This window comes from Candidatus Woesearchaeota archaeon (genome assembly GCA_016928155.1).
Classification (GTDB): Archaea; Nanobdellota; Nanobdellia; order Woesearchaeales; family JAFGLG01; genus JAFGLG01.
Genome location: JAFGLG010000005.1, coordinates 68,381 through 94,046, shown reverse-complemented (window position 1 = coordinate 94,046; position 25,666 = coordinate 68,381). Strand labels below are relative to the sequence as shown.

Annotated in this window: 36 protein-coding genes; 16 read left to right on the top strand and 20 right to left on the bottom strand. The window is 45.3% G+C overall.

Annotated features, from left to right (window positions below):
* Positions 1-178 precede the first annotated feature (178 nt).
* Positions 179-1,450 (top strand): DEAD/DEAH box helicase, encoded by a 1,272-nt coding sequence (locus JW968_02190; GenBank protein ID MBN1385767.1) that lies wholly within the window; start codon positions 179-181, stop codon positions 1,448-1,450.
* Here JW968_02190 and JW968_02185 read toward each other — a convergent pair.
* Both JW968_02185 and JW968_02180 read right to left on the bottom strand, forming a co-directional pair.
* The gene (locus JW968_02185; GenBank protein ID MBN1385766.1) at positions 1,447-1,830 is read right to left on the bottom strand and encodes a hypothetical protein; all 384 of its coding nucleotides are present in this window, start codon (positions 1,828-1,830) and stop codon (positions 1,447-1,449) included. The two genes, JW968_02190 and JW968_02185, sit on opposite strands and share 4 nt — an antisense overlap.
* Before the next feature lie 33 nt (positions 1,831-1,863).
* Positions 1,864-2,238 carry a hypothetical protein gene (locus JW968_02180; protein ID MBN1385765.1) on the bottom strand — a complete coding sequence of 125 codons (375 nt, stop codon included), beginning with the start codon at positions 2,236-2,238 and terminating at the stop codon, positions 1,864-1,866.
* Between the two features lie 86 nt (positions 2,239-2,324).
* On the opposite strand from JW968_02180, the gene JW968_02175 reads away from it, so the two are divergent.
* The gene (locus JW968_02175; GenBank protein ID MBN1385764.1) at positions 2,325-2,582 is read left to right on the top strand and encodes a hypothetical protein; all 258 of its coding nucleotides are present in this window, start codon (positions 2,325-2,327) and stop codon (positions 2,580-2,582) included.
* A 179-nt stretch (positions 2,583-2,761) separates the two neighbouring features.
* Here the strand turns inward: JW968_02175 and JW968_02170 are convergent, their stop codons facing one another.
* Genes JW968_02170 through JW968_02155 form a run of 4 tightly spaced genes read right to left on the bottom strand, consistent with a single transcriptional unit; the run spans position 2,762 to position 4,694 of the window.
* A complete protein-coding gene (locus JW968_02170) occupies positions 2,762-3,178 on the bottom strand; it encodes a hypothetical protein (protein ID MBN1385763.1) in 417 nt (138 codons plus the stop codon).
* Positions 3,175-3,591 carry a hypothetical protein gene (locus JW968_02165; protein ID MBN1385762.1) on the bottom strand — a complete coding sequence of 139 codons (417 nt, stop codon included), beginning with the start codon at positions 3,589-3,591 and terminating at the stop codon, positions 3,175-3,177. Before JW968_02165 ends, JW968_02170 begins: the two co-directional genes overlap by 4 nt.
* 2 nt (positions 3,592-3,593) lie before the next feature.
* Entirely contained in the window at positions 3,594-4,349 is a 756-nt protein-coding gene (locus tag JW968_02160) for a hypothetical protein (protein ID MBN1385761.1), read from the bottom strand.
* Positions 4,350-4,358: 9 nt separating this feature from the next.
* The gene (locus tag JW968_02155; GenBank protein MBN1385760.1) at positions 4,359-4,694 is read right to left on the bottom strand and encodes a hypothetical protein; all 336 of its coding nucleotides are present in this window, start codon (positions 4,692-4,694) and stop codon (positions 4,359-4,361) included.
* 137 nt (positions 4,695-4,831) lie between these two features.
* Here JW968_02155 and JW968_02150 point away from each other — a divergent pair, with 137 nt between their 5' ends.
* The 3 genes from JW968_02150 to JW968_02140 all read left to right on the top strand — a co-directional run bounded on the left by JW968_02150 (position 4,832) and on the right by JW968_02140 (position 7,250).
* A complete protein-coding gene (locus JW968_02150; GenBank protein MBN1385759.1) occupies positions 4,832-5,731 on the top strand; it encodes a hypothetical protein in 900 nt (299 codons plus the stop codon).
* A 62-nt stretch (positions 5,732-5,793) separates the two neighbouring features.
* Positions 5,794-6,291, top strand: coding sequence for a hypothetical protein (locus tag JW968_02145; protein ID MBN1385758.1), 498 nt, complete (start codon positions 5,794-5,796; stop codon positions 6,289-6,291).
* 125 nt (positions 6,292-6,416) lie between these two features.
* Positions 6,417-7,250 (top strand): PD-(D/E)XK nuclease family protein, encoded by an 834-nt coding sequence (locus JW968_02140; protein ID MBN1385757.1) that lies wholly within the window; start codon positions 6,417-6,419, stop codon positions 7,248-7,250.
* Here JW968_02140 and JW968_02135 read toward each other — a convergent pair.
* Positions 7,242-7,451 (bottom strand): RNA-binding S4 domain-containing protein, encoded by a 210-nt coding sequence (locus tag JW968_02135; GenBank protein MBN1385756.1) that lies wholly within the window; start codon positions 7,449-7,451, stop codon positions 7,242-7,244. The genes JW968_02140 and JW968_02135 overlap by 9 nt on opposite strands.
* Positions 7,448-8,416, bottom strand: coding sequence for a deoxyhypusine synthase (locus tag JW968_02130; GenBank protein ID MBN1385755.1), 969 nt, complete (start codon positions 8,414-8,416; stop codon positions 7,448-7,450). Before JW968_02130 ends, JW968_02135 begins: the two co-directional genes overlap by 4 nt.
* Before the next feature lie 567 nt (positions 8,417-8,983).
* Here JW968_02130 and JW968_02125 point away from each other — a divergent pair.
* Positions 8,984-9,922, top strand: coding sequence for a hypothetical protein (locus JW968_02125; protein MBN1385754.1), 939 nt, complete (start codon positions 8,984-8,986; stop codon positions 9,920-9,922).
* Between the two features lie 430 nt (positions 9,923-10,352).
* Here the strand turns inward: JW968_02125 and JW968_02120 are convergent, their stop codons facing one another.
* On the bottom strand, positions 10,353-11,264 hold the full coding sequence (locus JW968_02120; protein MBN1385753.1) for a hypothetical protein: 912 nt from the start codon (positions 11,262-11,264) through the stop codon (positions 10,353-10,355).
* Between the two features lie 108 nt (positions 11,265-11,372).
* Here JW968_02120 and JW968_02115 point away from each other — a divergent pair, with 108 nt between their 5' ends.
* The 4 genes from JW968_02115 to JW968_02100 all read left to right on the top strand — a co-directional run bounded on the left by JW968_02115 (position 11,373) and on the right by JW968_02100 (position 13,688).
* Positions 11,373-12,338, top strand: a complete 966-nt coding sequence (locus JW968_02115; GenBank protein MBN1385752.1) for a sodium:calcium antiporter — start codon at positions 11,373-11,375, stop codon at positions 12,336-12,338.
* A 265-nt stretch (positions 12,339-12,603) separates the two neighbouring features.
* The gene (locus JW968_02110; protein MBN1385751.1) at positions 12,604-13,146 is read left to right on the top strand and encodes an AAA family ATPase; all 543 of its coding nucleotides are present in this window, start codon (positions 12,604-12,606) and stop codon (positions 13,144-13,146) included.
* 2 nt (positions 13,147-13,148) lie between these two features.
* Positions 13,149-13,394: a YggU family protein gene (locus tag JW968_02105; protein ID MBN1385750.1), complete on the top strand. Its 246-nt coding sequence runs from the start codon at positions 13,149-13,151 to the stop codon at positions 13,392-13,394.
* Positions 13,395-13,463: 69 nt separating this feature from the next.
* Positions 13,464-13,688 carry a hypothetical protein gene (locus tag JW968_02100; protein MBN1385749.1) on the top strand — a complete coding sequence of 75 codons (225 nt, stop codon included), beginning with the start codon at positions 13,464-13,466 and terminating at the stop codon, positions 13,686-13,688.
* Here the strand turns inward: JW968_02100 and JW968_02095 are convergent.
* The 5 genes from JW968_02095 to JW968_02075 form a co-directional block, all read right to left on the bottom strand.
* Positions 13,679-13,993: a transcription factor S gene (locus JW968_02095; GenBank protein ID MBN1385748.1), complete on the bottom strand. Its 315-nt coding sequence runs from the start codon at positions 13,991-13,993 to the stop codon at positions 13,679-13,681. The genes JW968_02100 and JW968_02095 overlap by 10 nt on opposite strands.
* Before the next feature lie 4 nt (positions 13,994-13,997).
* Positions 13,998-14,675 carry a signal peptidase I gene (locus JW968_02090; protein ID MBN1385747.1) on the bottom strand — a complete coding sequence of 226 codons (678 nt, stop codon included), beginning with the start codon at positions 14,673-14,675 and terminating at the stop codon, positions 13,998-14,000.
* 236 nt (positions 14,676-14,911) lie between these two features.
* Positions 14,912-15,103, bottom strand: a complete 192-nt coding sequence (locus tag JW968_02085; GenBank protein ID MBN1385746.1) for a cold shock domain-containing protein — start codon at positions 15,101-15,103, stop codon at positions 14,912-14,914.
* Between the two features lie 168 nt (positions 15,104-15,271).
* On the bottom strand, positions 15,272-15,610 hold the full coding sequence (locus JW968_02080) for a hypothetical protein (GenBank protein MBN1385745.1): 339 nt from the start codon (positions 15,608-15,610) through the stop codon (positions 15,272-15,274).
* 71 nt (positions 15,611-15,681) lie between these two features.
* Complete coding sequence (locus JW968_02075; GenBank protein MBN1385744.1) at positions 15,682-16,242, bottom strand: NUDIX domain-containing protein; 561 nt, start codon at positions 16,240-16,242, stop codon at positions 15,682-15,684.
* A 116-nt stretch (positions 16,243-16,358) separates the two neighbouring features.
* Between JW968_02075 and JW968_02070 the strand changes: the two genes are divergently transcribed.
* Positions 16,359-16,628 (top strand): hypothetical protein, encoded by a 270-nt coding sequence (locus JW968_02070; protein MBN1385743.1) that lies wholly within the window; start codon positions 16,359-16,361, stop codon positions 16,626-16,628.
* Positions 16,629-17,051: a hypothetical protein gene (locus JW968_02065; protein MBN1385742.1), complete on the top strand. Its 423-nt coding sequence runs from the start codon at positions 16,629-16,631 to the stop codon at positions 17,049-17,051.
* Here the strand turns inward: JW968_02065 and JW968_02060 are convergent.
* Positions 17,044-17,415, bottom strand: a complete 372-nt coding sequence (locus JW968_02060; protein ID MBN1385741.1) for a PIN domain-containing protein — start codon at positions 17,413-17,415, stop codon at positions 17,044-17,046. The genes JW968_02065 and JW968_02060 overlap by 8 nt on opposite strands.
* Positions 17,406-17,621: an AbrB/MazE/SpoVT family DNA-binding domain-containing protein gene (locus JW968_02055; GenBank protein MBN1385740.1), complete on the bottom strand. Its 216-nt coding sequence runs from the start codon at positions 17,619-17,621 to the stop codon at positions 17,406-17,408. The genes JW968_02060 and JW968_02055 overlap by 10 nt, the downstream gene beginning before the upstream one ends.
* 137 nt (positions 17,622-17,758) lie before the next feature.
* On the opposite strand from JW968_02055, the gene ffh reads away from it, so the two are divergent.
* From ffh to JW968_02035, 4 genes are read left to right on the top strand one after another with little or no spacing between them, the layout of a single operon-like run.
* Positions 17,759-19,120 carry a signal recognition particle protein gene (gene ffh / locus JW968_02050; protein ID MBN1385739.1) on the top strand — a complete coding sequence of 454 codons (1,362 nt, stop codon included), beginning with the start codon at positions 17,759-17,761 and terminating at the stop codon, positions 19,118-19,120.
* A 1-nt stretch (position 19,121) separates the two neighbouring features.
* A complete protein-coding gene (locus JW968_02045) occupies positions 19,122-19,385 on the top strand; it encodes a hypothetical protein (protein ID MBN1385738.1) in 264 nt (87 codons plus the stop codon).
* On the top strand, positions 19,382-20,884 hold the full coding sequence (locus tag JW968_02040) for a DUF4070 domain-containing protein (GenBank protein MBN1385737.1): 1,503 nt from the start codon (positions 19,382-19,384) through the stop codon (positions 20,882-20,884). Before JW968_02045 ends, JW968_02040 begins: the two co-directional genes overlap by 4 nt.
* Before the next feature lie 54 nt (positions 20,885-20,938).
* On the top strand, positions 20,939-22,105 hold the full coding sequence (locus JW968_02035) for a cation:proton antiporter (GenBank protein ID MBN1385736.1): 1,167 nt from the start codon (positions 20,939-20,941) through the stop codon (positions 22,103-22,105).
* A gap of 8 nt (positions 22,106-22,113) precedes the next feature.
* Here JW968_02035 and JW968_02030 read toward each other — a convergent pair whose 3' ends face one another.
* From JW968_02030 to JW968_02015, 4 genes are read right to left on the bottom strand one after another with little or no spacing between them, the layout of a single operon-like run.
* The gene (locus tag JW968_02030) at positions 22,114-22,539 is read right to left on the bottom strand and encodes a hypothetical protein (protein ID MBN1385735.1); all 426 of its coding nucleotides are present in this window, start codon (positions 22,537-22,539) and stop codon (positions 22,114-22,116) included.
* 4 nt (positions 22,540-22,543) lie between these two features.
* A complete protein-coding gene (locus JW968_02025; protein ID MBN1385734.1) occupies positions 22,544-22,939 on the bottom strand; it encodes a hypothetical protein in 396 nt (131 codons plus the stop codon).
* A 5-nt stretch (positions 22,940-22,944) separates the two neighbouring features.
* On the bottom strand, positions 22,945-24,174 hold the full coding sequence (locus tag JW968_02020; GenBank protein ID MBN1385733.1) for a glycoside hydrolase family 57 protein: 1,230 nt from the start codon (positions 24,172-24,174) through the stop codon (positions 22,945-22,947).
* Positions 24,174-25,376 (bottom strand): glycosyltransferase family 4 protein, encoded by a 1,203-nt coding sequence (locus tag JW968_02015; GenBank protein MBN1385732.1) that lies wholly within the window; start codon positions 25,374-25,376, stop codon positions 24,174-24,176. The genes JW968_02020 and JW968_02015 overlap by 1 nt, the downstream gene beginning before the upstream one ends.
* Between the last annotated feature and the right edge of the window lie 290 nt (positions 25,377-25,666).

Genomic DNA, 25,666 nt, shown 5'->3' with positions numbered 1-25,666 from the left:
TTGGCCATCATTATGCATTACTGGGACAAAAAGTCCGGATTTTCGGTTGATTATGTAAAGATTTATAAAGAGGAGCACTTTTTTGAGTATATCGAGGTCCATAAGAAAAAGCAAGTTTTGACTTTTTCTTGAGATTATCATGAATGAGTTCACGGATTTGAAATTGATTGAGCCGATATTGAAGGCTATAAAAGACCAGCAGTTTGTTAGTCCCAGCGATATCCAGCAGAAATCCATCCCTCTGATCCTGTCAGGCAAGGATGTCATTGCAGGATCCGCAACAGGCTCTGGCAAGACACTTGCTTTTGGTGCAGGTATCATCCAGAATTCAGAGAGAGGGAGAGGCATACAGGCACTGATCCTCACCCCTACTCGCGAGCTTGCGGAGCAGATACACAAGGAGCTGATAAAATTCTCAAAGTACAAGCCATTGCAGGTTGCAGTGGTCTATGGCGGTGTTGCTATAGATCCCCAGATGAGCAAGCTGAGGACAGCTGATGTTGTTGTCGGCACTCCGGGCAGGATACTTGATCATATGAGCCGGGGCACTGTCAACTTTTCGAAGGTCAGGATCCTTGTGCTTGACGAGGCTGACAGGATGCTTGACATGGGTTTCATCGATGATGTCGAGAGGATCATAAAGGTGTGTCCGAAAGAGAGGCAGACACTGCTTTTCTCAGCGACCATACCCCCTGACTTGGCCAGCCTTTCCAAGAGGTATATGCATGACGCAGTCAAGGTATCAGTGGATTCCTATGTCGACCCTAAGAAGCTGAAGCAGGTATATTATGATGTCGAGGATAACATGAAGTTCTCTCTTCTGGTCCATCTTTTGAGGAATGAGCAGGCGGGCCTGGCGATGATATTCTGCAACACGCAGAGGAACACTGATTTTGTGGCGAGGAATCTTAAGCTTTCAGGCATCAGTGCCTTAGCTATTCATGGAGGCTTCACCCAGGCAAAGAGGACAAGGACAATGGATGATTTTCACAATAAGAGCTTCAAGGTCCTGGTCTGCACAGATGTGGCTGCACGCGGCCTTGATATAAAGGGCGTGACCCACGTATACAATTATGATATCCCGAAAGAGAGCAAGCAGTACATCCACAGGATCGGGAGGACTGCCAGGGCCGGCAAGGATGGGATAGCGATAAATATCCTGTCGCCTAGGGATCATGACAATATGTCAAGGGTGTTCAAGGATTATGATCTCCAGATCGAGAAGATGGAGAGGCCTTTTATCGATAAGATAAGGGTGAAGATTGATCAGCCCAGAACCGGTTTCAGGGAAGGCAGGAGTGGTTTCAGGGGCAATCAAGGAAGGGGGCGTGGTCCAGCGCCTCGTCAGGGTCAGCAGGGCAGACAGGGCCGGGGTCAGCAGCAGGGCCGTCAGGGTGAGAGATTCGGTCCGAGAAGAAATCCTGCCCAATCAAGGCAAAGGAGATTCTAGTTTTCTGCATTATACTGGAAGATGCACAGTTCCTCAGAATATGCCACACAGGGTTCTGTAAGATTGCCTTTGTTCATCAGCCGTGTGTAGGTCTCGCAGATTTCTGTCATGATGCCTTCATCACTGCAAATTGTCAAATTATTGTTCCTCTTTGCCAGGTTTGCGATGCATATTATCGCATTGTGCCTGTACATCTCTGCCGCAGGGCAGTCTTCAAAGGTTGTGCTCAGGCATTCTGCGTACTCGAGTTTGGCTTTCTCTGATGCGAGGTAGAGGCATTTCTCTTTTGTTTTCGCATCAAGAGGATTGTCCTCTGTGTGCTCTGCACAGCCTGATATGATGATCAGCGCAAGGGAGATAAGCAGGATATACTTTTTCATGATAAGTAGAAATGAAATAATCTATTTAAATGTTCACTTGACCTTCCCGCAGATTACTCCTGCAACAACTGGGAGGCTGCCGCCCGGTTCTACTACGCATGTCCACAGGTCATAATAACCATCTCCGCCATGATCAGAAGCATAGAAAGACGTGACTTGGGTTGCTGAACAGAATCCCCCGAGTACATACTTTCCTTGTGGGCAATAAACATTTGTAAATGATGAACCACTTTCATAATCAAATTCTCGCACAACCTCATATTGTATGTCCACTATTCTCTCTGCCGGGGTCAGCCCCTGTCCCACAAGATCTGTCCCTGATGGGCTGAAGCTCGAGGATAATGTAAGAAACAGTGCCACAATTCCTACAACACAGATTGTGATTAGATATAGATGATTTTCTTTCATGCAACACCTCTTTTGATGATTGATTGATATACATATTTATAAATATTTTTGAAACATTTAATAACCCTGTTTGATTCTCTCCTTCTATGAGAACACTGATCCTTGCTGCTCTGTTGGTATTTCTTGCAGGATGCACTCCTGCCCAGACAGTATGCACAGCTGATGCAAAGATCTGCCCTGACGGCACTGCAGTAGGGAGGACAGGTCCGAATTGTGAGTTCGCACCCTGCCAGACAGAGAACATCAACAGCTTTGAAGAATGCAAAGCAGCAGGCTATCCTATAATGGAGTCAAATCCGCCACAGTGCAGGGCAGGAGAGAAGACTTTTGTGCAAGGCAGTTGATTTCATATTCTCAGATGTGGTTTGTTATGTGCATCTCCTGTGATCCACCCATCCGCGAATCCCTTCTGTTTTTGCAAAAAGGTCAAAATATCCCCTGATCTGTCCTGCTGTCAGGTATCCTGGGGACAGGATTAGAATATATTCGCCTCCTGAACTGAACCATTCCTGGGTTTGCATTTTCAATTCTGAGGGAACGCTTCATCATATTGTCTTATGGCCTGATCAAGGGTTTTGAAGAATGGTCTTGTTGCTTCTGGGTTCTCCTTGAAATCCTTATTCGGCACCATGTAGACGAAATCGATGCATCCTCTGTCAGAGCTGATATCATTTCTTCTGAATCTTCTCTTCAGGTGCTGGTCAACAACATCCATCAGTCCGACTGCCCTGTATATCATTCCGCTTCCTGAGAGTTCCGTGGCATCAAGCCCGAGGAAGAATTCATACTCATTGTTTCCAGGGTGATAACTGAATGTTATGTCAAATGGTAATCTGTCCCTTCTTGCGGTATACCCTTCAACAGGACCTACTGTTTTCGGCTCTACCTCAAATCCATTCTCTTGTCCTATCTGGGTGTATTGCCTGTCTTCTGGTCTCATCCTGTCACCTCAAGCACTGGATAATATCCCCATTCTGGTTTCCCTTTCTGGATCGAGCTGCCTAGATAGATTACATCACCATTGGGTGTTATCCTGTATGCTTGGAGTATCAGGCTGCCTTGCGGTGCTGCAACGAATCTGCCTGTGGTGTGCTGGAAATCATTCTGTATATTGAAGATGACTGATGCCACGGCATTCCCTGTCGCTGTGTCATGCATGTTCACCATGAATCCGCCTTTGCAGTCTTTTGTCAGTATTTCCCAGTATGCAGTGTTATGCACGGATAGCTGCTCTTCCTGGAATCCGAATGCCTGTACTTTGCATGATCCGCTGTCCTTTGGCATGAGTGCAATGGCGCTCGGTGAGGAGAGGAGCACTATCACAGTCAAGACCATCAATATTATCTTTTTCATCTTTATTCACCATATCTTCCGAGATGTATTGTCATGTCTGTGCCGACTATTGCAGGATCTCTTACAGACAGTTTCTGCGTAATCGCTTCAAGGTCCTGCTTCATCTGTCCAGATAATCCGGCCCTCCTGGTCCCCTCTTTGATATAATGTGCTAGCTGGTTCCTTTGATGCGGATCAAGGTAGACGCCGCTAAAATTCAGTATGTCATTCGGCATGTCATCGGAGTTCCTTGCGGCTATCTCGCCTGTGTGGGGGTCATATCTGACAATCTCACGCTTTCCCGCCAAGTTGTAGTCTGCGATCAGCAGCACTTCTCTGCGGCCTTGGTCATCCTGTATATCCATTGCTTTGAGGCTGATGCAGGGGCGGAGTCTGAGCTCGCATCCTGCCCAAGGATTCTGTTCTGTCCAATATCCTCTTCTTTCATGGTATTCTTTTACTTTTTCAAAATAGGTTCCCTCAAAATATATTCTTGAGATGCCATTGACTTTCCTGTCAAGTATTGAGAATATGACTGCTGGCGGCGTTTCTGGATGGTTTGTCACAGGATCAATGACTAGCAATTCCTGGTTCCTGATATTTATCCTGAGATCTGTATCATCCCATTCCATTATCTTCCTGTAAGATCCAAGTAGCCTTTTGAACTTCTCTGCCCTGTTCGGCAATCCTTCTGTGACTCTTTTGACATATTCTTCTGGTGTCTCTCCGACTGCTGTGAACCAGCTTGGATGCTTTTTCTTCATCTCTTCAATATTCATTTTTTTCACCTACTGATGCGGATGATCTGATGCTTCTGTTATCCTGTCGAAGAGCAGTTCAAGCCCTCCTTTGAGTTCAGATGGTAGTCCTGGGATCTCTTCGACAAACCACCTGTGCCGAAGGATGGTTTCTCCTGTACTCCTATCTACAGGTATCATCACAAGCTCATCTGTCAGAGGATTGTACTGCACAAGGGAATATCTTCTGTTTTCCCTGATTTCAACCTGATATTGCCTGATTCCATCACAATCATCACATGCCCTGACAGCTATGCCGGACCTCTGGCCTAATCCAAGAATATGCATATCATTATCTTTTTCCCACTTTGGATTCTCATAACTCATTGTATTGCCTCATAAGTGAAGGATGGTTTATTACTGTATAATGATAATTTTAAAGTATTAATATATTATTGATATGTTTAATATTAGGACATATTAAAAACAAAAAATTAATATATAACAATATTAACCCCCACAGCATGAAACGCAAACTGATACGTCAGGGCATCGGTGGCACCACTCTTTATATCCCGAAGAAATGGATTGATTCCAAAGGCCTGCATCCAGGGGATGAGGTTGATATCGAAGAGCGCGATGGAGAGCTTGTCATAACAAAAGCATCGAGGAAAGCATGGAAAAAGACCTCCTTGAAGCTCAGGAAAGATGATGTGAGGCTTGTCCGCTCTTTGCTCGGAAGCCTTTACAGGCGGGGCTATGATGAGATAAGCATAGCGTATGATGATGAGTGCATCTATAAGGCTGTCCAGCAGAATGTCGCCAATCTCATGGGATTCGAGATAACGGATCAGGAGCCAAAATCCTGCACTGTGAAGTCCATTATGGAGCATGAGGAGCTGGACATAGACAAGAAACTTCTCAAGATGTGCCAGATTGTCAGGACTATCCTGGAGATCACAAGAAAGGATTTTGAGAAAGGCGGGATGGGGAATCTTGACACAGTGAGGGATATCGCTGACAACCAGAGGAAGTTCAGGGAATACTGCCATCGTGCTGTCGTCAAGAACCGGCTTTACGGAGACAAGGGATATGGTTATATCGGGCTGATGAGGACTCTTGAAAAGCTGACGCATCATTACTACCACCTGTATGAACAGCTTTCAGCGTGCGGCAGGCCAAGAAAGGAATTTGTCGTTCTTCTGAGAAGGTTCGAGGATTTCTTCGATTTGTTCAGGGCTAGTATATTCAGGATAGATGTCAACTCTTTTCAGGAGCTCAGGGATAGGGGGCGTTCATTGGCTGATTCAGCTGTAAGGATGCTGGATGACAGGAAATTTGCAAGCTATCCGATTGTGAGGGTCCTGTACTGCAATGTATTCATCAGGCATGCACTCTCCAACCTGGTTTTCCTCAACTCCTGAAAGCTTTATAAATAAGTGTATCCTGGATTTGATATGCCGGATGCAAAAAGAGGTGTTCCTTTATGAGCTTGTCATTGGTCCGTTTGTCATTGGTCATTTTCATGATTTCTGCAGTTTTTTTGGCAGGATGCTCTCTCGGCAGGACTGGAGATGTTTTTACAGGTGTCGGTTCAGAAGATATAGGAATCCATGATTCTGATGTGTACTATGAAATAAGGGAAATGCCTCCAGAATGCAGGGAAGGAGATGCTCAGCAGCAGCTTGCTTGCATTGTCCAGAAAGCTGTCTCTGAAGGTGATGTATTCCTATGTGAGACTGTCTTTGATGTAGAGCTGGGTGAGAATTCATCAGTTGACAATCATGAGGAGAATCATGTCTGCATAAGGAAGACTATTGCTGCCAGGAAGGACCCGGACCTATGCCGGATTTATGGTGATGAGACTGAAAGGGATTACTGCATTGGCCACCTTGCCATAGACCTCGGTGATGTATCCATCTGTAGCCTGCTGGCCGTAAAAGAAAATGTGAAGAAATGCAGGTCATATTTTGAATCCAGATGAAGTCAAGGCATCAATATATCATCAACATATCATCAATATGGGGTTTGTATATCTGGTTTGTATGCCACAACCCACTGGTCGAATCACCATTAATTTTATAAAACCCTTCTTTTTCTAGTCAACTTATGAAACGTGTGCAGTCTCCCTCATCAATAAACACCTATCTCCAGTGTCCGAGAAAATATTATTATATCTATAACCTTAAGCTCCCGACACTCCCATCAATCCACCTTGTGAGGGGTTCTGTCGCGCATTCTGCTCTGGAGCATTTCTTTGATTTCGGGCCTGATCAGAGGAATTTCAGGTCAGTCTTCCAGAAGAGGATCCTTGAATTGTTCAGGGAGCACTGGGGCAGTGCTGATTTCTCTGGGCTGGACCTGTCGCCTGAAGAGCTCCAGTTCTATCATGACGAGACCCAGATGATGCTTGTCAACTGGGTCAACCAGTTCAGCAGCAAGATGGAGAAGTTCATGGGCATCGGCCTTTCTTTCAATGAGGCTTTCGCCGCTTTGACTCCGAAGCGTGAGGTCTTCATCAGGGACCCTGAGCTCATGGTGCAGGGCTATATTGATACTGTGGAGGAGATTGATGGGAACGTCAGGCTGATGGATTACAAGACATCGAAGACCCCTAAGATGACTGATGCTTATCTGCTCCAGCTCGGGATTTATGCTCTGCTTTACAAGAGAAGGTTCGGCAAGGTCCCCAGCAAAGTCGGCATCTACTTCCTTAAGGACACTGAGCATCTTCTGTCTGTCAGCGAGGGGATGATCCGTAACGCCCAAGCAGCCATAGAGCAGATCCATTCGTTGACAGAATCGGATAAGATGGTTGATTATCCGCTGAATCCCAGCCCGCTATGCAAATGGAGCTCTGGCCAGTGCGACTTCTATGACTATTGCTTCAATGGTAAAGAGGTCCCAAAGACTGAAAAACAGTCAGGTCTTGGTTCATTTTGACTGCCTGCACTCCTCTTCCCTGACTGTGAACTGCTGTCCTGCTGCCTCTACTCTGTCTCCAGGAACCAGTTTTCTTCTGACACGCGTTTCAGCATCCCCATTCACAAGGACTTTCCCTGACCTTATCATGATCTTGGCCTGCCCGCCGGTGGATGCCAGGCCTTTTGCTTTCAGGAGATTGTTGAGCTCGACGAATTTCATTCTAGCAGCCCTGCTGCGAGTATAGGGAACACGAGCGTTGCATCTGCTTCGATACACACAGAATTCTTCCCTTCCTTGAGCTTGTTCCAGCTTACTGCTTCTTTTGGTTTTGCTCCAGATAGCGAACCATCACCTTCTGTTCCTGTCTGCACATAGACTGCATAGTCAAGCCCGTCCCTGATTATTGATGCTCCGATGAGATGGTGTTTCGCTATCCCTCCTCCAAGGATGATTGCTGATATCTTCTCAGGTGCGAGTATCATCTTGTAGAACCTCTCGACATCCCCTGCCTGGTCGATCACTATCTTCTCTTCAGTTGGCTTGTTCTGGTTATAGAAAAAGAAATGGTCCCCTATTGCCCCGTCTACAAATCCTGGGCAGAATATTGGGATATTGTTCTTTGCAGCCCAATAAAGGATGGAATTCTCATCATCCATACGCAATCCGATCTCGCGAACATATTCTGATGGTGTCCATATTCTCTTCTTAGCCATCATCTCTGCAATGAATCCCATATGGAAGTCTTCAAGCCTTCCATAATATTCATCAGGGACAAATATGTTCCCGATCCTGTTCATGCCGTTCTCCTTGAGCTGCACATCATCTGCATTGAAATCCCCTGCAAGGAAAGGCTTCTGTGATTTCATCCAGTCCTCTTCAATTGCTCCGGTGCTGGTAATCAGCGCAACAATCTTTTTCTCCCTAACCAGCTGCGCAATCATCTCACGAAGACCAGATGAAACAATGTTGCTTGTACAAGCAAGAAAAATAGCACTCCCTTTCATCTTGCCTATTATCTCAGCTGCCTGGCCGAGGTGCGTTGCCTGGAATCCTATCTTCTTGTACAATCCAGGAAGATCCTTAAGACCCACATCAGAAGCTGCATCAAAGCCTTTTATCTCTAGCATCGTCCCTTCCCTGATGCTCTTATCCTTTATATCCCGCTTGAATGATGGATTGTCCATGTCTGATGGTCTCCATCCTACCTTTATAAATATTATCTTATGGCTGGGTCTGTCCTGAAAGTTGTTGTCATATGGTCAATGACATCCAATATGGGTATGGGGTGCGTTGTGAGGGATTGTTCTGGTAGATATGAGCGAGCTTGTGAGCTCACTTGCAAAGCGAACATAGCACCTATGCAAATACAGCAAGCATTTTGAAGCCAACATAAATTGGAATAAGTAAAATTGAAATAAGTAATATTCCAGGCAGACCTTTTTTTTTTAGCGGCTCTGTCCGGGATGTAGTTTAGTGGCATCAGGTCAAAGTCCTAATGAGTGATTTTCTGGTTGACAAAGGGGATGCTTCCTGATAAATGCTTATCAATATGGGTTTGTCTGTGGGGCTTTATGTCCCACTTGATTAGGGGTGCTAGCGTGGCCTTTCATGCTCGGGGAATGTCAGCTTTGGATTGGTTTTAACTGGGACTTTGAAGCCACTAACCCGAGTGTTAGCAAGATTCCGGACAGAGCCTTTTTTAGCACAATATTTATAAATTCAATAAAATATTGAACAAGAAAGGAGATATTATGGCAAAAGAGGGATTTCAATATTTTTGGATATTCATTTTCCTTGCTTTATTGACAGGATTCACTTTGGGTTTTTTTATTGAAGGCGGGGTCAAATCAGAAGAAAGAAGGCTGATTTCAGAAAATGTTGCTGGACAGGCATTGCAAGGGATAGGCTCGCCACAGAGATACATTCACCCTCCGGATTTTGAAAAAATAGATTGTCTTAATCCTGCCGAAGCTGCTCCTGGAAATGGTGATGCTGCATATTTGTTTTCATTGGATGACCCTCGTGTCTATCAGATGGCTCAGGAAGCCCTGTATTGGTGGTCTGCTGTAAACGGCACTCCTTATGCTGAGCTAGACACAAGCGATGAGTATCTGGAAGCTATTTCAAATTATGTGCACAACCATGTTTATCTTTACATTCCCGGTGATGGGTCTGAAGAAACTCATCTAACTGTAAGTGATGTCTTGGACAGGGGCGGCAGCCCTTGCTGCAATAGCAATTGTCCTTATTGCACGCTTTGCGCAGACTGCCAGGAGCATACTAATCTGAAGACAGCATTACTAAGGTCGCTTGGTGTCAGCTGGAGATGTGTCTTTACAGCAAGAGGAAGTCATTCCCATGAATATAACATTGTCTTGTATAAGAATGCCTACAGGGTGATGGATTGGGGCCCGATAGGAGACTATTTCAATTCAGCTACGCGCTATCTTACTGAAAATAATGGGGCATTTATTGACTATGATACAACAACTATCTACAATGATCATGTTGGTAATTTCCATCACTGGTCTTTGCATCCTTCAGTATACACCTGGAATTACCCTGGAAATTCTGAGAAATGCCCTGCAGGAGGGTGGGATCAATCAACATATTATTCTGATATCTGTCCTGGCTTCGGCCTCCAACCAGCACAATACAAGGATCCTGAAGGTCCAAAGGTATGTGAATAATTGTTGCAATTGCTTATTTTAAAATCGTGCAAAAATATTATTATTCTATAAATTGATTTTATGGGAATCTCTTTCATGCTTTAACAAAGACAATTGGAGGATATACCTTCAACAGGAAAGCCAAGACAACAAGGACTGAGGTATATTGTGGGCTGATACCTAAAATATTTTTTTGCTTATTTTAGGACTTTCCGGACAGGCCACTTATGGCTTGTTGTTCTTAACTCCTCTGTCTTTCTCTTATCCAAGATAGAGGCATTGTCCGTCCAGACAAGTATGATCCTGCGCTTTAAGTGCAGGCCTAAAATTTGCAGACAGACTTTGCAGGGCAAAGTCTGACTATGGTTTGTTTCATTCGGGCAATTCTTCTTGCCCTGATCAATTTGAGGCCAAGCATCAGCAAGCACTAAGAATAAGAAATAATATTTTTTCAATCCATGAAATTAGTCAAAAGCTTCTGGTCCTCAAGAAGCGGCTCTGCTTCTATGCCCAGCCTTTTCCTTATCTCATATGCCAGGTCGACATTGAAGCCGTGGTGCGTCATCACCCTGTCCGGCCCGCACTTCCTCACGAACTCCATCAGGGAAGGGAAATCGCAGTGGTTGCTGAGGACAAAAGCCTTGTCTATCTTCATTATCCGCTCATAGTATGGCTCTGCTGCCCATCCTGAGAATCCGATCTTCACATGCTCTTTGCTGCTGAGCATCTGAGGGTAGTTGGTTATATACACATTCCCTTTGAGCTCTTCATTCCTGTAGCTCAGCCCAAGGTGGTCATTGGCTTCCCCTATCCTCTTGCTGACTGAGAATCCTATCCCTGCCCTGTCCAGCAGATGGCACAGTTCCTGGCTCTTGCCGAATGAGTATGCATACAGTATGATCTTCAGCTCTTTCTTGAGAAGATGTTCGACATAATCCCTTATCTCCTTTGTGATGTCATTGTATTCGGGGAATTCGTATTTCGGCTTGCCGAATGTGGAGTCGATTATGAGCGTGCTGCATTTCCTGGGCTCTGCCTTCCCGCAGTATTTCTGGACGGTATTGAAATCGCCTGTGTAGAGGACTTTCTTGTCGACGAGGAACATTGTGCTGCCGAGAACATGGCCTGCGTCCAGCATCTTGACATTCCATTTGAACATCCTTCTGATCTTGATCCTCTTGCGGAACTCTATTATCTTCTTTGTCACCTTTGAGCATATCACCTTGTCATGCTCGAAATTAGAAGGGATGTGGTCATAGTGTCCGTGGGAGATCAGGTGCACCTCTCCAGCCTTCACGCTCTTGCCGTCAAATACATAGTCCTTGTCAAGGCTCAGCCTGACACCGTGCTTCAGCCTTATCATGGTACCTCTTATCGGAAAGCAAGGTTCTGATGTATAAATAGATTGTCAAACCTTATAGCGCAACATTTAAATAGGTATATAAATAGGGCCATATCAAAGAGGTATGACATGATAATAACAAATCTGCTGCTTTTTTTGGTGGCCTGCTTTGTGATGGTGGAATCAGGCGCTTATCTTGTGAAATCGATTGCGACAATCGCCAGGTTCATGCGTTACAGCGAATTCCTTGTCAGCTTTGTCCTTGTCGCTTTCTCAACTTCATTGCCTGAGCTTTTGGTCGGCATAAATGCTGCCCTGGATGGCACTCCTGCCCTCGCTCTTGGTAATGTCATCGGTTCAAACATAGTGAACATGAGTCTTATCATAGGGCTTATTGTGATTGTGGGGAGGGGTATCAATGTGACCTCGAAGACTGTCAGGAAGGACACTATCATGATGTTTGTCATATCTCTTCTCCCGCTCTTCCTTTATACCCTCGGCAATCAGATCTCCAGGATTGACGGCGCTATCCTGATCGCTGTATTCATTGTATATATGCGGATCCTGCTTAAGCAGAGGAAGGAATTCCATAAGACAATCGATCATGTGTCAAGGAAGCATTTGGCAAAGGATTTCCTGGTTTTCCTGATAAGCGCAGCCATCCTGCTTGTCAGCGCCAAGTTTGTGGTCAGGTATGCAGGATTCATTGCAGACCAGATAGGTTTCAGCTATATGTTTGTCGGTCTGGTCCTCCTTGCAGTCGGCACAAGCCTGCCCGAGCTTGTCTTCGGATTGAAAGCTGCATTGGGTGGGCATCCTGAGATGTCAGTGGGTGATATAATCGGTGCGACTGTCATAAACTCGACTTTCATTGTTGGTGTGACTGCTCTGATAATGCCTATCGAAGCGAACTTTGTCATCTTCCTCTCAAGCTCGGTATTCATGCTTGTCATCGGTTTCCTGTTCATGACATTCCTGGAATCTGAGTCAAGATTGTCCGTAAACGAGGGCATAGCCCTTGTGCTGATGTATGTGTTCTTCATAATAATAGAATTCTACATAAAGGGCATCTCTGCCGGAAGCGTGCCTGTTTAGAAACTGGTCTGTCCAGTAAGCCATTGGCGGTCAGAATGCTTTGCTTACTCTAGTTCTGGTGCGTTGCGGGGGATGCTCCCTGATCAATTATTCTCTTGTGAGCAGTTCGTAGGGCCTTGTGCCACACTTGAATAAGGTGCCAGCTGTCCTCATAATCTTTGTTGTGAGCCGAAAATGGCGCATTTTCGCTGTCGCAGCTCCGGGATTCCGCACAGAGCCCTGGGAACCATCAAATTTATATAATCTGTTTTCATAATTCATGCGTATGAAGATGCTTGGTATTGTCGGACTGCCAGGATCTGGCAGGACCACGACTGCTGAATATATCTCTGATAAGGGTTTCTCGTACATCAAGCTGGGAAAGATCATTGATGATGAGGTCGTCAGGAGAGGCATGAAGCCGACAAGGGAGAGCAAGGCAAGGATACGGCAGGAGTTCATCGATCAGTATGGCTCTGCAGCATATGCCGTGCTTAATCTCCCCGAGATAGACAGGCTGAGGGAAGAGGGAAGAGATGTTGTTATCGACTGCCTGTTGTCCTGGTCCGAATACAAGTTTCTGAAGAAGAGATACATGAATCTTGTTCTGATCGGTGTTTTCTCGCCTGCATCCACCCGTTATCAGAGGCTTTCTGAGGCGAAGAATCTGACTCATGACCAGGCTAAGCTTAAGGACAAGAAGATGATTGAGGAGTTTGACATGGGCGGCCCGATTGTCATGGCTGATGTCATGGTCCTGAATCAGGGTGATCTGAATGCGCTGTACAGGAAGATTGATTTTGTCCTGGAAGAGATAAGCAGGCCTTGAAGATGGAACTGAAGGATTTTGTCAGGGGTGATGTTCTCAGGGTTCTTGTCAGGCCCAATTCTGCGAGGACTGAATTCCTAGGTATGGACAAGGCCAGGGGCCTGCCGAAGATCGCGTTCAAGGCACCGCCTGACAAGGGCAAGGCCAATAAGGAGCTTGTGAGATTTGTTTCTAAGCAGCTGGGCAGGAGGGTGGAGATAAAGACAGGCATGGCTTCAAAAGATAAGATCCTGCATATTATCCACTGATAAGGACGACATTTTCTCAGGAAATATATTTATACCTCCTGTCATTCTCGCATTGCCCGGTGATTCTGGATGTATAAGACTAACTGCAGGCATTGTGATGGTATGAATACTGATTGTTCTGGGTATTTTTCTCCTGACACAGTTGAATCAGAAGGCCTTACGATCAGGATAGGTGTCTGCGATAATTATCTTGGGATGAAGGATTTGGATAGGGAATCAAGGCTCATTGGCCTGGATGTCAATGCCATAATCCTCTATCATCTGAAGAGACAATGTCCTGAGAATCAGTTGTAATCTCTCCAGATATGCCCGCATTTCTCGCACTTGAAGAATTTTGTCTCTGGCTCATCGCCCGCCCTTGTCTGCTGTGTCGAGAAGAATGCCTTGTCATGTCCGCATTTCTCGCATTTTGCCTCTACTTTGGGATATGTATCCGGCTGCCTGTCTATTATCTCAAGGCCTCTGCCGTCATCCTTCCTCTTCTCTGTTATCCTGGCAGAGTCTGTGTCGCTGGATTTGTACCCGCAGCTGCAGGCCATGACTTTCTTGCCATTGTCTTTTTTTGGCAGGAGCATTGAGCCGCATTTTGGGCAGAACATTTTATCACCTTATGAGACTTATCATGAATCCGACAAGCTTCACGAATATTATCTTGACATAGCCGAGCCAGGGTATCCTGACTGCGGCTTTTCCTATGTAGTCATTTTCAGGGATGTCTCTTTCGTCGAGGTATTTGACTGCGCCTTCTGTGTCAGGGCTCACCCTCATCCCGTTGAGGAAATAGTCGGTTATCTCCTGTGTGTTGTGATCGCCTTTTGTGTGGAAATGCATTTCCCCGTCTTCATCCCAGACTTCGACAACCCTGTGGATTATGGGGTCAGGCCTCATGCTCCGGTACACTATGACATCGCCTGCTTCTATCTTTCCGGGGTCTTTCCCGTAGAGCACCATGATGTCGCCTGTATTGAATCCGTTCTTGAAATCGAACTCGAGGAATTCTTCTCTTGTTATCCCTAGATCAGCATAATACATCTGGTGCACCTGCCACCAGTCGTCAAAGCTTCCGTCATGCTCCATGCTTCCGGATACCACTGCAACTATCGGGTGTGATGTCTGGAATATGAACCCAAGCCCGGGATATACCAAGAATTTGATGATGACAAATGCGAGGACAATGTTCACTAGCCAGCTCCAGACAGAGTCATCATCCCAGATGAAGTGCCAGATCTTTCCCCATGTTGATTTGCCTTCATAGGGGTTCTTCTTGTTTTTACTCCCCATAAGGTCACAAGAGCAAGGCCTTCCTTTAAATAGGTTTTGTGGATATGGTGGGTGTTGGTACTATATTTATATGATACTGAGATTATGGGGATATTTTTATATATGAAAATAATTTATTGGGTCTTGTGATGACTGCATCATGTCTGACTGCTTCTAAGACAGGCAGGATATCCATGGCTCAAGAAAAGGAAAAAAAGAAATGGAAAAATTTGGGAAAATTTTGTTTCAGGCAATGCTTACTGTTTGCTCACATTGACTGCTTTCGGTCCCCTGTCCCCTTGCTCGATGTCAAAGGTCACAGCGTCCCCTTCATGAAGTGTGACTCCCTCACCAAGTGCTGTCTGATGGACAAAGTAATCCTTGCCATCTTCAGCAGTGATGAAACCGAAACCCTTCATGTCGTTGAAAAACTTTACAGTTCCTTCCATTTTATTACCTCACTGTTCTTATGGTTTTAATCAGAAAAAGCACGCGTAAAAAACTTAATCTTAAGCTACTACTTTTTGCTGATATTATCAAAAGAAATGCGGTGGCTTTTAAATGTTTTGATTTGACAATTCAAGCCCCTGAATCTCTATAAACTAAGAATTCAGCAGTTAAGGTCTGATTCTGGCAAATCCGTCGAAATGGATCTTGTCATCCCCGAACACCTCGATTATTCTGTACTTGCCTTTTGTCCAGACTTCCCCTTCAGAAATGAAATGTGTTGCTTCAAGGATTATTATGCTTGCTATCGGTCTTGATAATTCCTGATTCCCTCTTGTGATCACAAGCGGCAGCTCTCCTTCAAGCCAATAATTTCTCTGCCCTTTCTTCAGAAATTCATAGATACTTCCGGCAGAGATATCCTCTGGAACACACTCTTCCTTTTTCCTTCCTACTGTCCCTGCCGCCCGAAGCGCAAGATCAGGATTGTATTCAGTCTGTATTCCCATTATGCTATCGGCCTTAAGAATTTTTCATATTTTTCAATCATGATCTTAATATCTTCAGTGTACCTGTCTGGTTACTTTTTGAGATCCTCTTGTAATTCACTCAATGAGAACACTTCTATGCCCGTACTCTCCCCATCAACAAATCTGATTGCACCATCATAATAACCAAAAAATATTGTTGTCATCCAGGGTTGATCAACATAATCTCCATTTCTTGTCTTTCTTTTTGATTTGAAGTCCTTGATATAATCAATCTTTTTGAAAATTCCAATAACTGATAGATCTGTTACCTTAATTGCTTTGTCAAATTCATCAATTGACAAAACTGTAGCAGGAAATCCCAGCTCTTCTGCGCATTCCCTGATTAATGTCAAGTCCCATGAATGAGAAGCAGGAACATGGCCACCAAGTGTTTTGTCATAACAGCCCGGATTGACTTCCTTGTGTTTGCTTCTTTTTTGAAGATAAATTCTACCATTGGAATTCATCAATAAAACTCTTATTGATTTCACTTTTTTGGTGATCTTACCTGTTGATTTGAATTCTGCTTCAATATCTTTGTAGAATTTGTCTCTATCTTCTATTCCGATCAGCTTATCATTCAGATCATACACTTCCAGTTTTTCTTTCATTTAGATTCACAATTCTGCCCTGCTTTTTAAGGATTATCATAATTCTTTTGCAATATTTATCAATATAGAAAATATATTTAATTTCAGTAATCTTTATATAATTATTAAACATATTTATGTTAAAAAACATAAATGGTGATATCATGGTAAGTGTCACATTGGCAATTCCCGCTGAAGTCAAGCAGAAGATGGAGAGATTCAATGAGATAAACTGGTCTGGTTTTGTCAGGAACGCAATTATTGAAAAGACTAGACAGTTGGAGCTGAAGCAATCCCTCAAGCAGAAACTGGAGAAGGAATCCGAAATAAATGGGTGGGCAGTTGGATTGCAGAGAAGATCAAGAAAGCAACGCTTGGAATATCTGAAAAAGAAGAAGCTGGTCTAGATGGTATTGGTCATTGATTCCAACGTGCTTTTCACATATTTTTGGGAAAGTTCTGTATTCAGGGAATTCTGCAGTCACGGTTTGATTATGCTTTCTCCTGAATTTGCTCTTGAAGAGATCAATAAGTACAAGGAAGAGATAATGAAGAAGGCAAGTATATCAGAATCTCAGTTCAATAGTTATAGGCAAGAGCTTGTCGAAAGGGTTGATTTCATTGCATTGGAAGATTATGAAGAAGAGCTTGCTCAGCTAACGAAACAGATTGTTGATGAAGAGCTTCTGGAGGATATTGATTTACTTGCTCTGGCTAAGAAGCTTGACTGCCCTCTGTGGTCAAATGATGTCAGACTGCAGGATCAATCCATTGTGATAACACTGACCACAAAGAATATTATTGAGGTTCTGGATTTTAAACCTATTTGACAAACTCGACATTCTCCATGCCTTCAAATTCCTTGTCTCCTGTAAGGAATTTGATGCCTGTTCTTTTAGCCATGATATAACCAATACAATCGACATATGACAATCTTTTCTTCCTGTGTCCATACTTGAACTTATTTGCTTCAACAACAACATCCTTCGGCACAGTGCTGGTGTATGCCATTAGTGATTCAATCAATCTGTCTGCTGTCTCTTCTCCATATTTTCTCAGTATCCCATAATGCAGCTCCATAAGATTGAGTCTTGTCGTTATGAAGCCTGAATTATCAAATCTGAGATAATCCTTGTTCAGGAGCACCAATTCCATAAGCGCATATGTATCAAAGAAGTATGTTTTTAGTTCCATCCTTCCCGCACCATGTCCTTGAATTCCTGCCCTGTCATCTTCCTCTTCAGTTTGAGCCTGCCGAATAGTCGGGATATGTCAAGCCTTGGAGTTACTTCTATCAATATCTTCTGCTCTGCATGGATCCCTTTATCCAATACAAACTCCTTAGGCAGCACAATGCCCAATGAATTTCCCCATTTCTTCACTTCCACTTCGATTGCCATGTTATCACCTAGTTATACAATAATTATACTTATATATAACTAATATTTATTTATTGCGTCTATAATATTTTCTATATAGAAATCAATTAAATCCTGCCCCTAAACCTTTATAAAAACTCTCCTTATCAAACCTAAGCATGGTACTGGATAAGCTCGGCAGCAGCCTGAAGAACACGCTCAGCAAGATAGCCAGCGTTGTATTTGTGGATGAGAAGCTCATCAATGAGCTGGTCAAAGACATCCAGAGAGCACTCCTGCAGAGCGATGTCAATGTCAAGCTGGTATTGGACCTCACAAGGAGGATAAAGGAGAAAGCCCTGAAGGATGACTCTCCGCCCGGACTTACAAAGAAGGAGCACCTTATCCAGATAGTGTATGATGAGTTGGCGCATTTCTTGGGCGGTGAAGGCCATAAGACTGAGATAAAGCAGAAGCCTTTCAAGATCCTCATGGTTGGTCTGTTCGGCAACGGAAAGACGACAACAACTGCAAAATTAGGCAAGTTCTTCTCAAAACGAGGGCACAAGGTCGTGATGATCTCCACTGACACTTGGCGTCCTGCTGCATTCACCCAACTGCAGACTCTCGGTAAGCAGATCAATGTCCCTGTATTCGGGGATCCCAAGGAAAAAGACCCGGTCAGGATATTCAGGAAATTTGAGCCTGAGCTGAACAAATATGATATTGTAATCGTCGACAGTGCAGGGCGTGATGCCCTCAATGATGAGCTTGTCGAAGAGCTTAATGATATAAACAAGGCTGTCCAGCCGAGCGAATCCCTTCTTGTCATCAGCGCTGACATCGGCCAGGCAGCAGAGAAGCAGGCCCAGACTTTTCATGACACTGTGAGAGTCAACGGAGTCATCATCACAAAGATGGACGGCACTGCAAAAGGCGGTGGCGCTTTGTCAGCATGCGCAATTACAGATGCCAATGTCAGGTTCATAGGTGTCGGGGAGAAGATCGATGACCTCGAGGAATTTGAGCCGAAGCGTTTTGTAAGCAGATTGCTCGGCATGGGGGATATTGAGTCTCTTCTGGAGAAAGCAAGGGAAGCGATGTCAGAGGAAGAGGCCCAGGATCTTGGCAAGAAATTCCTGAAAGGGAAATTCAATCTTGTCGACCTTTATCAGCAGATGGAAGCCATGCAGAAGATGGGCCCTCTCACAAAAGTGATGGAACTGATCCCTGGCATGGGCCAGATGAACATACCGAAGGAGATGCTCAAGGGGCAGGAGGAGAAGATTAAGGTCTGGAGATTCATAATGGATTCCTGCACTAAAGAGGAGCTTGAGGATCCTGATTTGCTGACTGCAGAGAGGTTGGATAGGATCTCAAGAGGCTCTGGCAGGTCAATCACAGAGATAAGGGAATTGCTGAAGCAGTATCGCCAATCCAAGAAGATGGTCAAGATGCTGAAGGGATCAGGGAATCCCAAGGATATGCAGAAGATGATGAAGAAGTTCCAGAAAGGAGGCATGCCTGGCATGAAGTTCTAGGATGGATATCCATAAAGAAATTGAGTATATCAAGAGAAGGAACAAAAGGGTTGAGTCTGACAAGGCATGGGAGACAAGCCTCTCACGGAAGATAATCATCGCTGTCCTCACTTACATAATAATTGTTGTATTCTTCATCTTCGCCGGCATCCAGAGACCATTCATCAACGCTATTGTGCCAGCAGTTGCTTTTGTCTTGTCAACGTTGTCTTTGCCATTGTTCAAGCAGTTGTGGCTGAGATATCTTTACAGGAGGCAGAGATGAACATACTCTGGGTGAATCCCGAAACACCGAAAGATACGTACTGGAGCTTCACTTATGCTCTGTCCCTTAAAGGCAAGAGGGCTGCTTTTCCGCCATTAGGCATACTCACAGCTGCTGCAATGCTTCCGGCAGGCTGGGATCAGCGTCTTGTCGACTTGAATGTGAGAAATCTGAAGGATAAGGATCTGAGATGGGCGGATGCAGTCTTCATCTCCGGGATGACTATCCAGAGGGCCTCATTCGATGAAGCACTGGACCGTGCTAAGGTTTATGGTCTTCCTGTTGTCGCTGGCGGCCCCATGGTCACAGCGGATTATGCTGAATCAGGATGTGTTGATGATAGGATAGACCACCTGATAATCGGTGAGCCGGAGGAGATAATGTCGGGATTTGCTGCAGATTTTGAGAGAGGTGAGGCGAAAAGGGTGTATGCCCCGCAAGGCAGGCCTCCCTTGAGCTCTGCACCCATCCCCGCTTATAAGGCCATCTCTCTGCGTCCTTACAATTCCATGAGCGTGCAGTATTCAAGGGGCTGTCCTAACAATTGTGATTTCTGCGATATCATTGAGCTCTACGGAAGGAAGGTCAGGACAAAGTCAAATGATCAGATGGTTGCAGAGCTTCAGGCTTTGTATGACCAGGGCTGGCGCGGATCTGTCTTCTTTGGCGATGATAACTTCATAGGTAACAAAGCGAAGGTGAAGCAGCTGCTTCCCGGGATAACAGGATGGCAGCATGATCACAAGTACCCTTTTGCTTTCTTCACTCAGGCTTCTGTGAATCTTGCAGAGGATGATGATCTCCTTGACATGATGACAGATGCGGGTTTCAGGAAAGTTTTCCTGGGGATCGAGACGCCTGAAGAGGAGTGCCTTTTGCAGGCAGGTAAAAGGGTAAACCTGCACGGCATGCCGCTCGAGGACAAGGTGAGGAAGATCCAGGAGTCAGGCATGGAGGTGATGGCAGGATTCATCCTGGGTTTCGATGCAGACAAGGAATCGACCTTTGACAGGATGAAATCATTCATCCAGGAATCAGGTATCCCTCTTTCGATGGTCGGCCTGCTCACTGCGATGAAAGGGACCCAGCTTTACAGGCGTCTGAAAGAGGAGAAGCGTCTTCTGGGGGAATCTGACGGCAACAATACCCATAACAGTGTGAATTTCATACCCAAGATGCAGCTGGACAAGCTCATGGAAAAATATCGTGATGTCCTGGGTTCGATCTACTCTCCGAAAGAATATTATAGTCGCTGCTTGAGATTCTTGGAGAGGTATAATCCCAAGAGGATTCATGTTAATCCTAATTTTGCAGATGTCCGGGCTTTTGTGACTTCGATGATCAAGCAAGGGATATTTGAGAAAGGCAGGTTAGAGTACTGGGATTTTCTTGGCAGGGCTTTCGCCACCAATCCGAAAGCATTCTCAACAGCAGTCACACTGGCGATAATGGGGCGTCATTTCACCCATATCACTGAACAGTATATATCTTCCCGCTGAAATGCCGAAGTGCCAGAAACTATTTAAATACTTGAAGGTTGGGTATTCTTCAAGATGGTTGATGTAATTGTTGTTGCGGCAATCTGCCTCTTTGTCTCATTCATATTCGGTGATATATTCCACAGGATTAAATATCCGAGATTGGTCGGTCAGATCCTGGCAGGGGTGATAATGGTCCCGCTGTTCGCCACAATATTCACGCCTGAATCTGCCATCTCAATAAAGTTTCTTTCTGATCTTGGCATAATATTCCTGCTTTTTCTCACAGCAATGCGCATAAACATAAAGAAGCTTGAGAAGGCGACAGGTGATGCCCTGGCGATCGCCATACTCTCTGCAGGGGTCCCGTTCATACTCGGTTTTGCTGCGATGAGGCTCATGCATTATTCCACTGCTGCTTCTCTTGTTGTCGCAGCAGGCATATCAGTGACATCTGAGGCCACAAAGACAAAGATCCTCCTTGATCTGAAGGCTCTCCATACAAAGGTCGGCCTCACGACCCTCGCTGCAGCGATAATGGATGACATGTTCCATGTGATCTTCCTTGCTTCACTGTTCATGCTGGCTTCGAATGGCGATGGCTCATTCATCAGGCTGCCGTTTTATGTCCTGATCTTTGTATCTGCAATCTTCATTGTCAATAAGATTTTCCCTTACATCCACAATTATGTGCATAAGGAGCATTCCCGCATCGTGGATTTCTCTGTTGTCATCCTGTTCGGGCTTTTTGCAGCGATATTGTCGAAGAGCCTGGGATTCGGGACTGATATCGGTGCTTTCATTGCAGGGATCATAATCAACATGAGGGAGAACGGCACTTATGAGTTCACGGATCATCTTAAGACCCTGGAGCTTGTGGCCTTCACTTTCATAATCCCTTTCTTCTTCATAAATATAGGCCTGCATTTTGATTATTCTATCCTGAAGACCCATCTTTTCCCTTTGACTGTCATCCTGGTTGTGGCTCTTGCAGGGAAGATTGGCGCTGCTTTCCTGGCAAAGCCTTTCACGTCGCTGAGCTTCAGGCAGCTCCATTTTGTCGGATGGGCCATGAATACGAGAGGCACTGCAGAGCTGGTATTGGCTGAGGCTGCCAGGTTGATAGGCCTGATTTCCGCAGAAGTCTATTCAATGATAATATTTGTGGCCATTGTCACCACTCTTCTTGTTCCGCTGGTGCTGAAGCATATAATTGGTGTTGACCACAAGATGCTGGACTGAAAGCCCTGTCAGATCCCGTAAAGCCACACTATGTTCCTGATTATGTACCCTATCACGAAGCCGAGCACCATTCCGACGAGGAAATCCCTTGATCCTATCCACATGCTCTCGCGTGTATGGATCGGCATGCCTTCTTCTTTCTTGCTTTCAAGATAGATGATCCTTTTCTGGACCTTCTTGAGCATCTTCGCCCTTTCCTTGACATGCTTGATCTCTGAAGCAAGCTCCTTGTCCCCGATGACTTCTTCCACCCATACAGCGAAGTCATTCTTGTGCTGGTTCACATGGTGTCCGAAGCTTGTGTCGTTCATTATCTCGAGCGCGTCTGCCAATTCCTTAAGTGAGCCGATGTCTGCTCCCATGTGCAGCTTGAAATGATGTTCTTGTTTGGCCTGCACAAGCAGCGATTCGGCATCTTCTGGTTGTAGTTTCATTGTTTCACCCCTTTACCCCTAGCTCTTTCAGCATGTGGTTCATGATCCTGATCTGATGTTCCATCCTTGTCTTTGCGTCTCTCAGTTCTGCTGCAAGCTGTTTCTCGTCAAAGACATGCTCCACCCAGTTTGCAAAATCATTGTTGGAGCCTGTTACATGATGGCTGAATTCCTCTTCTGCCATGCCCTCAAGCTTGTCGACCAGTTGCATGATCGACCTTACCTGGTCTCCTCCTTTGAGGTAGAATGTGTGCTCTTCCGGTGCTTTGCCGAACATCTTTTTCTTGACTGTGATCCTCATCTTAGGTTCATTTGCAGTCCTTGTCTTCCTGGCTTCCTCGACAAGCCTCTCTGCTGTCGGTTTCTTGCCTTTATAGACGCTTTTGACTAATGCTTGCATCTTTTTCACCCCTCTGCGATTGTTGCCTCTGTGCAGACTGCGCCTTTTTCCTTCTGGCCCAGTTTCAATCTTAATTTTATGTCATTGAGCACATTCATGTATGCTATGAAGCAGTCATACGGGCTGTCGTATGGATTGAAGTATTTGTGCACATCTCCGTCTGAGAAATATTTGGTGCACATGTAATAGAAATGGTCTGAGGTCTGCAGCTTCCTCCAGTCATCGATCAGCTTCTCATCTCCCGAAGACAATACCTGCCCTTCAATTGCATATATCTCATTCAGTGCGCTGTGCTGCATCATGTTCCCAACCCAGGCGCTGAGGTCCCTTTCCAGGTCTGCCCAGCTCACTACCGAATGTATGTCCATGTCCCCTCTTACAGTCTGCTTGGCTGCTTCGCTCACTGTCACGAATCCATTGTCAGGGTGCCGGAGTATCTCTCCTGGAAGCACTTTCAGGAATTCGAATATGCCAGTATCCTCCCATTGGTGTTCCCCGAATGTCTCATAATCCATGAACAGGTTTATGACCTCTCCGTTGCCGTTCACTGCATTTATCCATCTGGAATACTTGTCCACTGTGAGCGGCCATTCTTTCCATCCCCTGTTGCTGAACCGGAATGCTATGTCATCCGACAGTTTATAGTTCTTCATCAGGAGCCTTATGTCCTTGCAGTGTCTTGGTTTATAGACAAAGTTGGGGCTTCTCCATTCAAGTATGTGGTCTGCTCCTTCTGCCAGTATGGCCTTGTATCCCATCTCTTCGATGAACATCGCTAGCTCATTGTTGTAGATGAGCTCTGTGTTCCTGAATACTGCAGGTCTCTGTCCGAACAGTGTCATTATCTTATGCCTGTGCTTTATTATCTGCTTCTTGAACTCGTCTTTTGAGTAGAGGAATGACAATGAGTGGTAATATGTCTCGCCGAGGAACTCGACGCATCCTGTCTTTGCCAGCTCTTTGAAGCTCTCCAGGACCTCTGGCGCGTATTTCTCGAACTGCTCAAGTGCCACTCCTGATATGCTGAAGCTCACCTTGAATTTCCCGCCGTGCTTTTTGATAAGGTCAAGCAGCGCAGCATTTGTCGGCAGGTAGCACTTCTCTGAGACTTTGCGCATTATCTCCCTGTTTTTCTTGTCGTCGAAATACTCATGCTTCTCTCCGATGTCGAATACTTGGTATTTCCCGAGGCGATATGGCTGGTGCACCTGGAAGTACATGCATAGATTGACCATCACATCACCCCTCTTAGCACATCCTCATATACATTGAGGCATTTCCGGGCAGGGTTGTCCCATGAGAACCTGTAGACCTCTTCGACTCCATTTGAAGTCAGCTCTTCATGCAGGGGTCGGTACTTGAGCGTGGCTATTATCTTGTTGGCCATGTCATGGACATCCCAGAAATCGACCTTAAGGCAATTCTGGAGCACTTCTGATACTCCGCTCTGCTTTGATATGAGCACCGGCGTATTGTTGCGGAGCGCCTCGAGCGGTGTTATGCCAAAAGGCTCTGACACTGATGGCATCACATAGAGGTCTGCCATTGCATATGCCCTGTCTATGTCTGGTCCGCGCAGGAAGCCAGTGAACAATAGCCTGTCTGCGATGCCGAGCTCTGCTGCCTTCTCGATGATGAATGGCTGCATGTCCCCGTTCCCTGCCATCACAAATTTAACATGGGGGTCTGACTCCAGCACCTTTTTGGCTGCATAAAGGAAATAATCAGGTCCCTTTTGGATTGTGATCCTTCCCAGAAAGAGAACTACCTTATCTTCCTTGTTGATGCCGAACGACCCCTTGTTAAATTTTTTATCGCTAAACTCCACTGCATTGTGGACCACTTCCACCTTGTCTGCTGGCACTCCGTAATGGTTCACTATCTTCTCCTTGGTGAAATTGCTTACTGCGATGATCCTGTCTGCGTTATGCATCCCATATCTCTCGATGTCATACACATACTGGTTCGGGTTGCCTCCTGTCCTGTCGAACTCTGTCGCGTGGATGTGCAGGACCAGGGGTTTTCCTGATGCTTTTTTGGCTTCCACTCCTGCGACTGCTGTCAGCCAGTCGTGCGCATGGATTATCTCAAAATCCTCTTCTTCAGCTATCATGCGGGCTTTCATTGCATACCTCCTGACCTCTTCATACAGGTTGCGCCCGTAATTGCCGCCTGTTCCGCCCTTTGTGTGCTGAAGGTATTTTGTATTGTATTCATTCTCTGAGATGTAGGGTGTCAGTATGCTGCTGACTGTCTTTATCCTGATCTTTGAATTGCTTGCCCCGACAAGCTTGACATGGTCTGAATGGATATCATCTGGTGCGTGCGGGATGACAAATGTTATCTGTGCTCCGAGCTTGCTCATGCTCTTGGTCAGTCCGAAGCAGGCTGTCCCTAATCCGCCGGAATAATATGGTGGGAACTCCCAGCCGAACATAAGAACTTTCCTCACTTAATCCCACCTCTTCCTGATAGAAGATGTTTATGATTATATGTTATTGTACTAAATCTATTATTGCCCTTTTTTGGGTTCTGTATTTGGATCAGTCCCCTTTTTTCACTTACATCTGGATGGAATAATTTTCCATCTTACCTGATTAAATCTTTTATGCAGCTAATTTATAAACAAAAAATCCGAAATAACATTTAAAACTTCGTGTAAACTTAAAAGTAGTACCCCCTAGTGGCCAAACTGCTTACTCATATGTTGTTTACCAAAAATTTTTA